This window comes from Enterobacter cloacae complex sp. IR5412 (assembly GCF_049237385.1).
Taxonomy (GTDB): Bacteria; Pseudomonadota; Gammaproteobacteria; order Enterobacterales; family Enterobacteriaceae; genus Enterobacter; species Enterobacter intestinihominis.
Map to the genome: position 1 here is coordinate 206,508 of NZ_JBMKHQ010000005.1, position 13,615 is coordinate 220,122.

Annotated in this window: 14 protein-coding genes; 7 read left to right on the forward strand and 7 right to left on the reverse strand. The window is 57.0% G+C overall.

Annotation, left to right across the window (positions count from 1 at the left end; translation table 11 throughout):
* Positions 1-8: 8 nt before the first annotated feature.
* Positions 9-848 carry an AraC family transcriptional regulator gene (locus tag ACOTX2_RS11545; protein ID WP_022649417.1) on the reverse strand — a complete coding sequence of 280 codons (840 nt, stop codon included), beginning with the start codon at positions 846-848 and terminating at the stop codon, positions 9-11.
* 166 nt (positions 849-1,014) lie between these two features.
* Between ACOTX2_RS11545 and ACOTX2_RS11550 the strand changes: the two genes are divergently transcribed.
* The 3 genes from ACOTX2_RS11550 to ACOTX2_RS11560 are packed head-to-tail and all read left to right on the forward strand — an operon-like array spanning position 1,015 to position 5,342.
* Positions 1,015-2,829 (forward strand): DUF2264 domain-containing protein, encoded by a 1,815-nt coding sequence (locus tag ACOTX2_RS11550; RefSeq protein ID WP_063147387.1) that lies wholly within the window; start codon positions 1,015-1,017, stop codon positions 2,827-2,829.
* Positions 2,830-2,860: 31 nt separating this feature from the next.
* The gene (locus ACOTX2_RS11555) at positions 2,861-4,126 is read left to right on the forward strand and encodes an oligosaccharide MFS transporter (RefSeq protein WP_022649415.1); all 1,266 of its coding nucleotides are present in this window, start codon (positions 2,861-2,863) and stop codon (positions 4,124-4,126) included.
* A 28-nt stretch (positions 4,127-4,154) separates the two neighbouring features.
* The gene (locus tag ACOTX2_RS11560) at positions 4,155-5,342 is read left to right on the forward strand and encodes a glycoside hydrolase family 88 protein (RefSeq protein WP_063147388.1); all 1,188 of its coding nucleotides are present in this window, start codon (positions 4,155-4,157) and stop codon (positions 5,340-5,342) included.
* A 12-nt stretch (positions 5,343-5,354) separates the two neighbouring features.
* Here ACOTX2_RS11560 and ACOTX2_RS11565 read toward each other — a convergent pair whose 3' ends face one another.
* The 6 genes from ACOTX2_RS11565 to qseB form a co-directional block, all read right to left on the reverse strand.
* Positions 5,355-5,882, reverse strand: a complete 528-nt coding sequence (locus ACOTX2_RS11565) for a hypothetical protein (RefSeq protein WP_022649413.1) — start codon at positions 5,880-5,882, stop codon at positions 5,355-5,357.
* A 39-nt stretch (positions 5,883-5,921) separates the two neighbouring features.
* On the reverse strand, positions 5,922-6,362 hold the full coding sequence (lysM, locus tag ACOTX2_RS11570) for a peptidoglycan-binding protein LysM (protein ID WP_022649412.1): 441 nt from the start codon (positions 6,360-6,362) through the stop codon (positions 5,922-5,924).
* 151 nt (positions 6,363-6,513) lie between these two features.
* On the reverse strand, positions 6,514-6,828 hold the full coding sequence (locus ACOTX2_RS11575) for a putative quinol monooxygenase (RefSeq protein WP_003862506.1): 315 nt from the start codon (positions 6,826-6,828) through the stop codon (positions 6,514-6,516).
* A 30-nt stretch (positions 6,829-6,858) separates the two neighbouring features.
* Positions 6,859-7,440, reverse strand: coding sequence for an NAD(P)H-dependent oxidoreductase (locus tag ACOTX2_RS11580; protein ID WP_022649411.1), 582 nt, complete (start codon positions 7,438-7,440; stop codon positions 6,859-6,861).
* A gap of 104 nt (positions 7,441-7,544) precedes the next feature.
* Positions 7,545-8,894 carry a quorum sensing histidine kinase QseC gene (gene qseC / locus ACOTX2_RS11585; protein ID WP_023306956.1) on the reverse strand — a complete coding sequence of 450 codons (1,350 nt, stop codon included), beginning with the start codon at positions 8,892-8,894 and terminating at the stop codon, positions 7,545-7,547.
* Positions 8,891-9,550: a quorum sensing response regulator transcription factor QseB gene (qseB, locus tag ACOTX2_RS11590; protein ID WP_063147389.1), complete on the reverse strand. Its 660-nt coding sequence runs from the start codon at positions 9,548-9,550 to the stop codon at positions 8,891-8,893. Before qseB ends, qseC begins: the two co-directional genes overlap by 4 nt.
* Before the next feature lie 139 nt (positions 9,551-9,689).
* Between qseB and ACOTX2_RS11595 the strand changes: the two genes are divergently transcribed.
* The 4 genes from ACOTX2_RS11595 to ACOTX2_RS11610 form a co-directional block, all read left to right on the forward strand.
* Positions 9,690-10,091, forward strand: a complete 402-nt coding sequence (locus ACOTX2_RS11595) for a YgiW/YdeI family stress tolerance OB fold protein (RefSeq protein WP_022649408.1) — start codon at positions 9,690-9,692, stop codon at positions 10,089-10,091.
* Between the two features lie 118 nt (positions 10,092-10,209).
* Entirely contained in the window at positions 10,210-12,468 is a 2,259-nt protein-coding gene (parC, locus tag ACOTX2_RS11600; RefSeq protein ID WP_023298608.1) for a DNA topoisomerase IV subunit A, read from the forward strand.
* A gap of 162 nt (positions 12,469-12,630) precedes the next feature.
* Positions 12,631-13,368, forward strand: a complete 738-nt coding sequence (gene plsC, locus ACOTX2_RS11605; RefSeq protein ID WP_022649406.1) for a 1-acylglycerol-3-phosphate O-acyltransferase — start codon at positions 12,631-12,633, stop codon at positions 13,366-13,368.
* A 61-nt stretch (positions 13,369-13,429) separates the two neighbouring features.
* Positions 13,430-13,615 (forward strand): twin-arginine translocation signal domain-containing protein (locus tag ACOTX2_RS11610; protein WP_421625919.1); only part of this gene is annotated, 186 nt, incomplete at its 3' end.

Below are 13,615 nucleotides of genomic sequence, written 5' to 3' on the forward strand. Positions count from 1 at the left end.
TGAGGGCGTCAAACCGCACGATGGTTCTTCCGGTACTGCAGCGGCGTCTCGCCAATCCCTTTTTTAAACGCGCTGATAAACCACGTCACGTCGGAAAAACCCGTCTGTGCGGCAATGTCACGCACGCTCGAATCAGTGTGGAGTAAACACTCACACGCCTTACGCAACCTTAGCGTATTCAGGTAGTCGTGTATTTTTTCGCCCGTTTCCGCATGGAATTTTCGCGATACGTAGCTGCGGGATTTTCCCAGCTCATTGGCCAGCGCATCCAGACGAAATTTCTCCTGATAATGCTCGTCGAGCCAAAACATCACCTGGCTGGCGATCCCCTGGCTGTTTCCCGGCTCGCCGTCGCGATCGTCGGGCAGCATCGCGAACAGGCCTATCAGCAGGCTGGCGATGCTCTCGCCGTTCATCGGCGGTTTATAGCAGCTAAACAGATGGTCGATATGGTGATGGAAGTGGGCTAAATCGGCGACCCACGCTTCGCCGCCACGGCGTGACAGCCGCTCCAGACGCTGCCGGGTCTGGGGAAAATCCCGCAGGATCTTCAGCACCGCGTGCTGGTCGAGATGAATAATGGTGCGGCGGTAAATTGCCTCCGCCTGTTCGTCCACCATGACCTTGTGCAGCGTAAAAGGCGGGAAGAAAAACAGCCGTCCGGGGCGCATGGTGTAGTGACGATTATCGACAATCGCCACCCCAAAGCCCTCTTCCACATAGAGGATCTCCAGACACTGGTGCCAGTGATGGTAGCGCACGGTATTGGCAAACAGGCGGCTGAACGAGGCCACGGTATCGTTCAGGGCGATCAGTTCCAGAAGATCGGATGTCGGCGTGTCGCGCATAGTGCAATAAAACTCAACTTTTTCCCGTCTGACCGTCTTTATAAACCACCTTTTTAAATTTTCTCAACTGGAGGTTTATTCATCGTTCATGCCTGTGACACGGCTAACATTTCTGCCCCTTGCGGATTCACTATGCTTTGCCGCAGTTGATTACGAGGGCGAACCGATGTGGGCGGCAAACAAAGAAAAATCAAATCCGTTGTCTTCACGCCAGGAGGTGGTGGCGTCGTTGAATGCACTTTTACAGGCGCTGGACACGCAATTTCCGGCGAACCGTTCACGATTCTCGCTGGGTGATACCTGCGCCCATTACACAGCGGATATTGCGCAGATGGAGGGACTTTCCCGCGCGCTGTGGGGGCTGTTTCCGCTGATGGCATCCGGCGAAAGCACGCCGTTCAGCGAGAAGTACCTTACTGCCATTAAGCTTGGTACCGACCCGCAAAGCACCGGCTACTGGGGTGAAACCGGCCCGTACGATCAGCGTCTGGTGGAGATGGCGGCCTACGGTCTGGGGCTCGCTCTGCTGGGAGATAAACTCACCGCGCACTTTACCGGGCGCGAGGTGATTAACCTGCACGCGTGGCTCAACCAAATCACCGACGCGCAGATGCCGGACAGCAACTGGAACTATTTTGCCATTATGGTCCAGCTCGGCTTTAAGCGCGCCAGCCTGCCGTACGATCAGGCCGCCATTGACCACCGCTTTGCGCTGATGGACGCCTACTATCTCGGCGACGGCTGGTACTCCGACGGTCCCGGCCGCCCGAAAGACTATTACATCTCCATGGCTTTCCATTTTTACGGCCTGATTTACGCCACCCTGAGTGACGACGAGGCGAGGGCAAAGGTGCTGCGCGAGCGCTCGCGTCTGTTCGCGGAAGACTTTATCTACTGGTCCGCCGCCGATGGTGCCTCGGTGCCGTTTGGCCGCAGCCTGACCTACCGCTTTGCCATGGTTGCCTTCTGGAGCGCGGTGGCCTTTTCTCAGCTGGACGTCTTCACCCCGGGTATCGTGAAGGGCATTGTGCTGCGGCATCTGCGCTGGTGGCAGCAGCAGTCGATTGTCGATCGCGACGGTATTCTTACCCTGGGGTTTGCGTATCCGAACCTGGCGATGTGCGAGGATTACAATTCCCCCGGTTCACCGTACTGGGCGCTGAAAACCTACCTGATCCTGGCGCTGCCGGAGGCGCATCCGTTCTGGCAGGCCGACGAGCAGCCGCTGCCCGCGCTTGCTGAAAAACATGTGATCCCGCATGCGCAGCAGATCCTGATGCATTCGAAAGCTTCGCAGCACGTCGTCATGCTCACCGCTGGTCAGCTGGAGCTGAATAACTACGTCAACACCGAAGCGAAATACACCAAATTTGCCTACTCCAGCCGCTTCGGATTCACCATTGAGCGTGGACGATTTGGCCTGAAGCATGCCGCCTGCGATTCCATGCTGCTGCTGGCGGACGAAGATGACTATTTCCGCGGTCGTCGCGAGTGCGAAGAGGTTCGGGTGGATGAACATTACATTTTCTCGCGCTGGTCGCCGTGGCGCGACGTGCAGATTGCGACCTGGCAGATCCCGTTCGGGGAGTGGCACCTGCGCCTGCACCGCATCAACAGCGCGCGCACTCTGCAAACCGTCGAGGGCGGCTTTGCGGTGATGAAAACCGCCCACCAGGTGCGCGATCGCGGTTGTTATCTGATGGCTGAAAACGGCAGCAGCGTCATTGTCGATCTTTCGCCGGTCATTCACCGCCAGCCAGACAGCATCGTCACGCCGCCGAACAGCAGCATTATGTTTGCGGAGTGCGCTTCCATTCCGTTGTTAAAGGCCGACCTCCCGCAAGGGGAAAGCTGGCTCTGTTGCGCCGTTCTGGCAGACGGAAAACAGCCCGTTCCGGCGACGCCGCAGCTGAATATAACCCATAGCCGGGTCGTCATTAGCGAACCCGGAAGCGAACGTAAGCTTTCGTTCACATTATAAAAATCTGGCCCTACACGTCGGCGAGGATGATATGAAAAGCACATCGACAACTAACAGAACTGAATATTACAAAATCAGTAGCTTTATCTTTCTCTATTTCTTTACCTGGTCTGCCAGTATTGGACTGCTGGCGATCTGGCTTGGCCAGAAAGCCAATCTCAGCGGCTCGGTGATTGGAACCGTTTTTGCGGTGAACGGGATATTCTCCGTTATTCTTAAACCGATCTACGGCTATATTCTCGATAAGATCGGCATGAGCAAATACCTGCTCTATTTTGTGGTGATCATGTCGGCCCTGATGGCGCCGTTCTTTATTTACGTATACCAGCCGCTGTTAATGTCTAATACCCTGCTGGGGATTATTATCGGCGCGCTCTATTTAAGCTTTGCCTGGTACGCGGGTGTGGCGGCGTGTGAATCCTATTCCGACCGCTTTAGCCGCTTAAACGGCATGGAGTTCGGGCAAATTCGCATGTGGGGTTCGCTCGGCTGGGCGGTGGCATCGTCCTTCTCCGGCCTGCTGTTTAACCTCTCACCGGCGTATAACTTTATTCTCGGCAGCGTGGCGTCGGTGGTGATGCTGATCGTCCTGCTGAGCCTGAAAGTGAACACTAACTCCATTCACGCGGGCGAGGTGCTGACGAAAGAGAAAATCGCCCCGTCAGACGTTTACGCCCTGCTGCGAAACCGCAAATTCTGGGCCTTCTGCCTGTACGTGGCGGGCGTGGCGTGGATGATGTTTATCGCCGAGCAGCAGTTCTCGCGCTATTTCGTCACCTTCTTCGATGATATTCATGAGGGCAACGCGGTATTCGGTTATCTCGGGACCGTGCAGTCGGGCATGGAATTTGTCATGTATATGGTGGTCCCGCTGTTTGTGAACTTTATTGGCGCCAAACGCGGGCTATTAATTGTCGGGCTGGTGGTCGGGGCGCGTCTGATTATTTCCGGCATGTGTGATTCTCACCTGTTAATTTCAGTGCTTAAGCCGCTGTACGGTCTGGAAATTTGTCTCCTGCTGGTGTCGGTATTTAAATATATCGCCGAGCATTTCGACAAGCGCGTCAATGCCACTATGTATTTACTCGGCTATCAGGCGATGCTCTACGTTGGCAACGTGGTGGTCTCTTCCCCTGCCGGCTATATGTATGACCGTATTGGCTTTGAGCACACCTATATCATCATGGGCGCAACGGCGCTGACCTTTACCCTTATTTCTGCTTTTACGTTATCCGCCTGTCAGAGCAAATGGCGCGGGGCTCGTGCGCTGAACGTAGCAGAAACGTCAACACGATAAATTACGCCGTCAAAGAAGGAACCGAAATATGTTAAGTCGTATCAAAGAAGAACGTCTGCCTGTTATCGCTGCGCCCGTTGACTCCCGCGCATTCAGCGATGAACTGAATTCGGCGCGCAGCCACGTTCTGGACCTGATTAGCCGTCATTTAACGGAGTTCGGCGACAAATTCCCGGCGGAAACCTGCCAGAACGGTTTTTATCCGCTGACTGACAACGTGGAGTGGACCACCAGCTTCTGGACCGGGCAGCTATGGCTGGCATGGGAGATGAGCGGCGAGGAAAAATTCCGCGCGATGGCGGAAAAACACGTGCGCTCGTTTGGCCTGCGCATCGCCGGGCGCAACGACACCAACACCCACGATTTAGGCTTCCTCTACACGCTCTCCTGCGTAGCCGCGTGGCGGCTGACCGGAAACCGCGAGGCGCGCGGCTTCTCGCTGCTGGCGGCGGAAGCTCTGCTGGAACGCTTCCACGAGAAGACGAAGATCATCCAGGCGTGGGGCGATCTCTCCGATCCGGACCAGGCCGGGCGGATGATCATCGACTGCAACATGAACCTGCCGCTGCTCTACTGGGCAACGGAGCAGACGGGCGATCCGCGCTTTGCCGACGCCGCAAAAGCGCACGTCATGCAGGCGGCGACGTACCTCATTCGTGACGATGCCTCCACATTCCACACCTACTATATGGATGTGACAACCGGCGCACCGCGCTACGGCAACACCCAGCAGGGTTACGCCGACGACTCCTGCTGGTCACGCGGGCAGGCGTGGGGAATTTACGGCTTCCTGCTGAGCTATATCTATACCGGCGACGAGACGATGATCGCCCTGTCAAAACGGCTGGCGAACTACTTCCTCAATCGCCTGCCCGACGACTACGTCTGCCACTGGGATCTGGCGCTGGTGGGCACCGACGCGCTGCGTGACTCTTCCTCGTCGGCGATTGCGGTATGTGGGCTGCTGGAGCTGGTGAAACACCTGCCGGTCACGGATCCGGATCGCGAGCGCTATATGGAGTGGGCTAAAGGGATTATGTCGTCACTGACGAAACACTATCTGATGGGGAGAGAAGAAAAGGGCAACGGGCTGCTTAAACACTCGGTTTACCACCTCGGGAGCAACAAAGGCGTGGATGAGTGCGCAAGCTGGGGAGATTACTTCTACGTTGAGGCGCTGGTGCGTTTCACCCGGAGCTGGAAACTGTACTGGTAACTGGCCGGGGGATTACCATCCAAGCACGTCTTTAATGACGCGCCGGTAGGGCGTATCAAGCTGGGCAGGCACGCGGCAAATATAGTCCTGCGCATGGCTGCGGGTCTCTCCGCTGAGGCCGTCGAGATAAGCGATGGCTTCGTCCACGGCAGGAACCCTGCCTTCCTGTGACGCGCTTCTCGGCGGGAGCCCGGTCCAGATGATCGCTTCAATACCTTTCTCCCTGGCCCATGTTGTCAGGATACCCGTGTCGCGTCCGGTGATTAGCAGCGAGCCAATGCCATCGCAGCGATCCTCGGGAATGGCTTCGCGCTCACGCAAAGCGCGGCAGGCCACGCTCAACGTTGTGGCCTCCAGCCATGCCCAAAGCACCGGCACGGCAGGGGCATTCATACAGATGGCGGTCGCCAGTTCACCGCCATCGCTGACCCGACAGAACTCGACGGGCAAAGAAGGCCCGTCGGTCTGCCACTCACCGGCTACCGGTAACGCGCCGCTTTTCCAGATTAACGAACCCCAGCCAAGACAAGCTATTTTCATTCTGTTCCTCTGCGCGACGTGAACCGACTCTTTTAGACGTTATGCTTTAGGAATACGCAGCGTCTGGCCGGGATAGATTTTATCGGGGCTGGAGAGCATAGGGCGGTTAGCCTCAAAAATCTTGTTGTACTGGTTAGCATCGCCGTACACGGTTTTAGAGATCGCGCTCAGGGTATCGCCGGATTTCACCGTATAGTAGGTAGCTTCATCTTTGGCATCTGTCGCGGTGATGTTGTTCTCCACCTCGCTGACGCCTGCGATGTTGCCGACGGCGACCTGGATTTTTTCTTTCTGCTCCTGCGTCAGCCCGTCGCCCGTCACGCTGGCTTTGCCGTCGGTGACGTCAACCTGAACCTTATCGGAACCGGGAATGTTGAGTTTCTTGAGGTGCTCGGTGATTTTGTCGCTCTGACCCTTATGATCGGTCAGGTTGTCCCACAGCTTTTCGCCTGCTTCTTTTACGAAATTAAAAAGACCCATTCCATCCTCCTGTTTAACATGAAGTCAGAATAAGCATAGCAGTTGAGTGTTAAGGTGATAAAAAAAGCCCGGTGGCGTTAACGCTTACCGGGCCTGGGAGGGAAGTTGTAGGCCGGGTAAACGCAGTGCTACCCGGCAAATTTCACAGAACTTAGACCCCTTGCTCCAGAATACGAATATGGGTTTCCAGAACGTCCCCTTTCACCGCGTCGCTCCACGCTTTCATATGCGCGGTCTGCAAATGCGCTTCAAGGTGCGCGACGGTTTCCCACTGCTCAACCATGATGATCGAGTCTGGCGCGGTCGCCTGGAAGCTTGCGCTGGTGGCGGCGTCCACCATTGGCGCGTAGCCGTGGCAGCCTTCTTCTTTCAGTACGGTCGGGATGATCTTTGCGAACTCATCCAGCACCGCCTGGCGGTGATGTTGGCCAGGACGCGTACGGATTTCAGCAATAACGGTAAGCATAATTAACTCCTTCTAATTCCAGGCTACCAGTTAAGCAAAAATTTCCGCGAGATGCTTGCGATATTCTGCGATATAGCGTGGGACGTCCGGCATTTTAATTACGTCATTGACGATAAAGGTCGGCAGCGGCTCCATAGCCAGGAACTGATTCGCCTTGTGGAATGGCAGATACGCGCCGTCTACGCCTACGCCTTCAAAGAACTGATCTTGCTCGGTGAACGCTTCAAGCGGGGCATTCCAGGTCAGGGAGAGCATGTATTTCTTGCCCTGCAACAGGCCGCCGGAACCGTATTTTTTAGACGCGTCTGAGCGGGTGCGGCCGTCGCTGGCATACAGCGAACCGTGACCTTCGGTAAACACATCGTCCATGTATTTTTTCACGGTCCACGGTGCGCCCATCCACCAGCCCGGCATCTGCCAGATAACCACGTCGGCCCACAGGAAGTTCTGCACTTCGGCCTTCACGTCGTAATCGCTGTCCGCGCGCACAACCTTAACATCATGTCCGGCGTCGCGCAGGAAACCATCCGCGACCTCGGTCAGGGTGTCATTGAGCTGGCCTTTAGAGTGCGCAAATTCTTTCGCGCCGTTGATAATCAGAATGTTGCTCATTATTTGTCCTCGATGCTGAGAGTATGCCAGGTATTCTACGCGCGAGGACGGAGCGGAAAAATAAGCAAAATGTGCAAAGTCTTTTGCGCTCAGCGCAATAATGGCTACCAGCTGACGGTCACCTCAAAGCCCCCTTCAGGCGCATTGCCCAGCGAGACGCGCATCCCGTGTAACGCCGCGATGCGCTTCACGATAGACAACCCCAGACCGCTGCCGGTGGCGTCCTGGCCCGGTGGACGATAAAAGCGCTCGCCGAGACGCGCCAGCGCATCGGTTGAAATGCCCGGGCCGTTGTCGCGCACGGTAAAGCTTTGGGTGTTCAGCGTCACGTCCACCACGCTGCCGCGCGGGCTGTAACGAACGGCGTTGTCCAGCAGGTTACGCGCCAGCAGGCTCAGCAATAGCGGCTGTCCGTGACGCATCACCTCGGGCGCGTTGACGTTGAGCCGAATATCAATGCCCGCCTGCTGCGCCGGATGCCAGATATCCAGCACCGCGGATTGCAGCAAATCGGCCATCATCACGGGTTCGACGTCATCAAGATTATCCAGTGAATCCAGGCGCGACAGGGTGAGAAGCTGATCCACCAGCCGGGAGGCGCGGTCGATGCCCGCATGCAGCTGCCCCAGCGCTTTAGACTGCGCCCCGGGATCGTCAAGGGAAAGCTGCGCCACGTCGGTTTGCACCTTCAGCGCGGCAAGCGGGCTGCGCAACTCATGAGCGGCATCCGAGGTGAAGCGGCGCTCGCGGGCCATCATCTCCTGCGTACGGGCGAAAAGATGGTTAAGCGCATCAAGCAGCGGGCGAACCTCCGTCGGCACGCCGTGGGTGGGCAGCGTATCGGTCGCATCCGGCGAGCGTGAACGCAGGGTCTGCGCCAGGTTTTTCAGCGGTTTCAGTTCCCGGCTCAGCAGGACAATCAGCAACAGCAGCATTACGGGCAGCGCCACCAGCCACGGCGTCAGCTGCGAGCTGACCACGTCCAGCGCCATATCTTGTCGGTACTCCCACTCCTGGCCAACCACCACGCGGTATTTCCCGTCCGGGGAGGTCAGCCACAGGAAACGCCATTCGTCGTTGTCATCCTGCAACCGACCGTCATCAAATCCGTCCCGGCGGTAGTGATAAGGTATGTCGCGCCCGTTCTCACCGTCGTTAAGCACCATGCTGCCGTCTGCGGTGAAGATTGCGAAGGCCAGCGCATCGTCGTCAAGATGGCCGTGTTTGGCTTTTTTCGGCACCTCGCGCATGCGTTCCGGGGCGCGGAGTTCGTCCACGTCCATCGTCAGCAGCCGTTTGGCAAACAGCATCTGCTGGGTATCGAACAGCTTATCGAGCTTGTCGGTCGTCTGGTGCCAGGCCACCACGCTTGCGGCAAACCAGGCCGCCAGGGACAGCAGCAAAAAGAGGAGCGTCAGGCGCAGCTTCAGGCTCAGGCGTTGGGTCAGTTTCATGCGTCACCCAGGGTATAACCGATGCCGTGCACGGTGCGGATAAATTCGCTGCCGAGCTTGCGGCGTAAATGATGAACGTGGACTTCGATGGCGTTGCTGGAGACGTCATCATCCCAGTTGTAGAGTTTCTCTTCGATGGCCTTGCGCGGCAGCACGCGGCCCGCGTTGCGCATCAGCAGTTCCAGCAGGGCGAACTCTTTGGGTTTGAGCACCAGCGTTTCGCCCTCCAGCGTGGCGACGAGACTTGCCGGATCGAGCGTGACCTTGCCGTGACGCAGCTCGCTGCGCGCCTGCCCGTGGCTGCGGCGCACCAGCGCTTCGAGGCGGGCTGCCACTTCAATCAGCGCGAACGGCTTACACAGGTAATCATCCGCCCCCAGGCGTAACCCTTCGACGCGCTGATTCAGCGCATCCCGCGCGGTGAGGATCAGCACCGGTTCGCTCTTACCGCTTTCGCGCCAGGCGCGCAGGATCTCAAGCCCGTCGATTTCCGGCAGCGTCAGGTCCAGCACCACGGCATCGTACGGCGCGGTGTACAGGGCCGCCTGCCCGGTTTTACCGTCGGTAAACCAGTCCACGTTAAAGCCCATTTTGCTTAAGCCCGCTTTGATGCCATCGCCGATGAGCTTGTCGTCTTCTACCAGTAAAATGCGCATATTTCCTCCTTGATGCCGTCAGTAAACCTTCTGCAAGCGCCTGCTGTACAGTAAAAATAAATAAATTTTCCCCTTAAGAAGTTGTTAAGGTTTACCCTGTTTAATGGATTGTGAAACGACATTAAAGGGAGAGATTAAGATGAAAAAATACGCTGCAATTGCTGCCATCATGATGATGACCACTGCCCCTGTTTTTGCTGCACAGGGTGGCTTCTCTGGCCCATCTGCGACACAGACCCAGACGCAAACCCAGCAGGGTGGCTTTGTCGATAATAACGCCAACCTCACTACCGCGGCTAAAGTCAAAGATATGAAGGACGACAGCTGGGTGAAGCTGCGCGGTAATATTACCGAGCGCCTGTCCGATGACCGTTACACCTTCCGCGATGAAAGCGGCACGGTGGTGGTGGAGATCGACCACAAGCGCTGGAACGGCGTGACGGTGACGCCACAGGATAAAGTCGAACTGCAGGGTAAAATCGATAAAGACTGGAACGAGTTTGAAATCGACGTGAAGCAGGTTATCAAGCTGAACAAATAACCCGGAAAGGGCCGCATGAGCGGCCCTTTTTCTTTGTGACTCAACTCGCCAGATGAGGTAGTATCTGCGGCAATATTGCCTGAAACCCATCGGTTTCTGAGTTGAGGAATCACACGTAATGAGCGATATGGCAGAGCGCCTCGCGCTACATGAATTCACGGAAAACGCCTACCTGAACTACTCCATGTACGTCATCATGGACAGGGCGTTGCCGTTTATCGGGGATGGCCTGAAGCCCGTTCAGCGCCGCATCGTCTATGCGATGTCCGAACTGGGGCTGAATGCGACCGCCAAGTTCAAGAAATCCGCCCGTACCGTCGGTGACGTGCTGGGGAAATACCATCCGCACGGTGACAGCGCCTGCTATGAAGCGATGGTGCTGATGGCCCAGCCGTTCTCTTACCGCTATCCGCTGGTGGATGGCCAGGGGAACTGGGGGGCGCCGGACGATCCGAAATCCTTCGCGGCGATGCGTTATACCGAATCCCGCCTGTCTAAATATGCCGAAGTGCTGTTGGGCGAGCTGGGGCAGGGTACGGTCGACTGGGTGCCAAACTTCGACGGTACGATGCAGGAGCCGAAAATGCTGCCTGCGCGTCTGCCGAACATCCTGCTGAACGGCACGACCGGTATCGCCGTGGGCATGGCGACGGACATTCCGCCGCACAACCTGCGTGAAGTGGCGAAAGCCGCCATCACCCTGATTGAGCAGCCAAAAACCTCGCTGGACGATCTGCTGGATATCGTGCAGGGGCCGGACTATCCGACCGAAGCCGAGATCATCACCTCGCGTGCGGAAATCCGTAAAATCTACCAGAACGGCCGCGGCTCCGTGCGCATGCGCGCGGTATGGACCAAAGAGGATGGCGCCGTGGTGATCACCGCGCTGCCGCACCAGGTCTCCGGCGCGAAGGTGCTGGAGCAGATTGCCTCCCAGATGCGCAATAAAAAGCTGCCGATGGTGGACGACCTGCGTGACGAATCGGACCACGAAAACCCGACCCGTCTGGTGATCGTGCCGCGCTCTAACCGCGTGGATATGGAGCAGGTGATGAACCACCTGTTCGCCACTACCGATCTGGAAAAAAGCTACCGCATCAACCTGAACATGATTGGTCTGGACGGTCGCCCGGCGGTGAAAAACCTACTGGAGATCCTCACCGAATGGCTGGCCTTCCGCCGCGATACGGTGCGCCGCCGTCTGAACCATCGCCTGGAGAAAGTGCTTAAGCGCCTGCATATCCTCGAAGGTTTGCTGGTGGCGTTCCTCAACATTGACGAAGTGATTGAGATCATTCGTACCGAGGACGAACCTAAGCCTGCCCTGATGTCGCGCTTTGGCATCAGCGAAACCCAGGCTGAAGCGATCCTCGAACTGAAGCTACGCCATCTCGCTAAGCTGGAAGAGATGAAGATCCGCGGCGAGCAGAACGAGCTGGAAAAAGAGCGCGATCAGCTTCAGGCGATTCTGGCGTCCGAGCGCAAGATGAACACCCTGCTGAAGAAAGAGTTGCAGGCCGATGCCGACGCCTTTGGCGACGACCGTCGTTCTCCGCTGCATGAGCGCGAAGAAGCGAAGGCGATGAACGAGCACGACATGCTGCCGTCCGAGCCGGTGACCATCGTGCTTTCCCAGAGCGGCTGGGTGCGTAGCGCCAAAGGCCACGATATCGACGCGCCGGGTCTGAGCTACAAATCCGGTGACAGCTTCAAGGCGGCGGTGAAGGGCAAGAGCAACCAGCCGGTGGCGTTTATCGACTCCACGGGCCGCAGCTACGCCATTGATCCGATCACGCTGCCGTCCGCGCGCGGGCAGGGCGAACCGCTGACCGGCAAGCTGACGCTGCCGCCGGGCGCCACGGTTGACCATATGCTGATGGAAGCCGACGATCAAAAACTGCTGATGGCGTCTGATGCTGGCTACGGCTTTATCTGCACCTTTAACGATCTGGTGTCGCGTAACCGCGCCGGTAAAGCGCTGATCAGCCTGCCGGATAACGCCCACGTCATGCCGCCGCTGATCATCGAGAACGAAAGCGATATGCTGCTGGCGATCACCGCTGCCGGACGCATGCTGATGTTCCCGGTCAGCGATCTGCCGGAGCTGTCGAAAGGGAAGGGCAACAAGATCATCAGTATCCCGTCAGCGGAAGCGGCAAAAGGCGAAGATAGCCTGGCGCATCTCTTCCTGCTGCCGCCGCAGAGCACGCTGACCATTCATGTCGGCAAACGTAAGATCAAACTGCGTCCGGAAGAGTTGCAGAAGGTGGTTGGCGAGCGCGGACGTCGCGGCTCACTGATGCGTGGCCTGCAGCGCATCGACCGCGTGGAGATCGACTCGCCGGCGCGCAGCAAAGCGGACGACAGCGAAGAGTAACCTGTTTCATCCCCCCTCTTTCCGGAGGGGGATTACCATAAAATTTCCCGTAAAAACGTTGTTAATTCGTGCGTTGCGATTAACAATACGCGCTCGTAATAAAGTCCTTACCTGGCCACAGGTGAAGTATAATTGTCAGCTGTCAGGGCTTCAGAGGTCGCTATGCTATACATTGTTCGTCTTATTCTTACCGTTATTTACTGCATTCTGGTCTGTATTTTCGGATCGATTTATTGCCTGTTCAGCCCGCGTAACCCAAAACATGTCGCGACGTTCGGGCACATGTTTGGTCGCCTTGCGCCATTGTTCGGCCTGAAGGTTGAAAAGCGTCTGCCTGAAGGGGCGGAGAATTTCGGTAACGCCATCTATATCGCTAACCATCAGAACAACTACGATATGGTGACGGCCTCAAATATTGTTATTCCGCCGACCGTAACCGTCGGGAAAAAGAGCCTGCTGTGGATCCCGCTTTTCGGCCAACTGTACTGGCTCACCGGTAACTTGCTGATTGACCGCAACAACCGTGCGAAAGCGCATGGCACCATTGCGGAAGTGGTGGATCAGTTTAAAAAGCGCCGGATCTCAATCTGGATGTTCCCGGAAGGGACGCGCAGCCGCGGTCGCGGCCTGCTGCCGTTCAAGACCGGCGCGTTTCATGCTGCAATTGCGGCAGGCGTTCCAATTATTCCCGTGTGCGTTTCCAATACATCGAATAAGATTAATCTTAACCGTCTGAAAAACGGACTGGTCATTGTCGAAATGCTACCGCCGGTGGATACCTCCAAATACGGTAAAGACCAGGTGCGCGAGCTGGCCACGCACTGCCGCGAGCTGATGGCTCAGCACATTGCACAGCTCGATAAAGAAGTTGCAGAGCGAGAAGCCGCCGGTAAGATTTAACCCGGTTTCGTTCAAGGGAAAACGAATTCCCGCGTTGTTAGTCGTTTCAGATGGAGCTTATATGTCACTCAGTCGGCGTCAGTTTATTCAGGCTTCGGGTATCGCCCTTTGTGCGGGTGCGATGCCGCGGACAGCCAGCGCCGCCGGGCAGCAACAGCCGCTGCCTATTCCGCCGTTGATTGAATCCCGTCGCGGACAGCCGCTATTCCTCACGCTTCAGCGTAGCCACTGGTCCTTTACCCAGGGA

What these genes read in the sequence shown, in the direction of transcription:
- ACOTX2_RS11575 (WP_003862506.1), bottom strand. Translation starts at nt 6,828, where the DNA reads ATGCTTACCGTTATTGCTGAAATCCGTACGCGTCCTGGCCAACATCAC.
- qseC (WP_023306956.1), bottom strand. Translation starts at nt 8,894, where the DNA reads ATGAAACTGACCCAACGCCTGAGCCTGAAGCTGCGCCTGACGCTCCTC.
- qseB (WP_063147389.1), bottom strand. Translation starts at nt 9,550, where the DNA reads ATGCGCATTTTACTGGTAGAAGACGACAAGCTCATCGGCGATGGCATC.
- ACOTX2_RS11550 (WP_063147387.1), top strand. Translation starts at nt 1,015, where the DNA reads ATGTGGGCGGCAAACAAAGAAAAATCAAATCCGTTGTCTTCACGCCAG.
- ACOTX2_RS11580 (WP_022649411.1), bottom strand. Translation starts at nt 7,440, where the DNA reads ATGAGCAACATTCTGATTATCAACGGCGCGAAAGAATTTGCGCACTCT.
- ACOTX2_RS11555 (WP_022649415.1), top strand. Translation starts at nt 2,861, where the DNA reads ATGAAAAGCACATCGACAACTAACAGAACTGAATATTACAAAATCAGT.
- parC (WP_023298608.1), top strand. Translation starts at nt 10,210, where the DNA reads ATGAGCGATATGGCAGAGCGCCTCGCGCTACATGAATTCACGGAAAAC.
- ACOTX2_RS11560 (WP_063147388.1), top strand. Translation starts at nt 4,155, where the DNA reads ATGTTAAGTCGTATCAAAGAAGAACGTCTGCCTGTTATCGCTGCGCCC.
- plsC (WP_022649406.1), top strand. Translation starts at nt 12,631, where the DNA reads ATGCTATACATTGTTCGTCTTATTCTTACCGTTATTTACTGCATTCTG.
- ACOTX2_RS11545 (WP_022649417.1), bottom strand. Translation starts at nt 848, where the DNA reads ATGCGCGACACGCCGACATCCGATCTTCTGGAACTGATCGCCCTGAAC.
- lysM (WP_022649412.1), bottom strand. Translation starts at nt 6,362, where the DNA reads ATGGGTCTTTTTAATTTCGTAAAAGAAGCAGGCGAAAAGCTGTGGGAC.
- ACOTX2_RS11565 (WP_022649413.1), bottom strand. Translation starts at nt 5,882, where the DNA reads ATGAAAATAGCTTGTCTTGGCTGGGGTTCGTTAATCTGGAAAAGCGGC.
- ACOTX2_RS11595 (WP_022649408.1), top strand. Translation starts at nt 9,690, where the DNA reads ATGAAAAAATACGCTGCAATTGCTGCCATCATGATGATGACCACTGCC.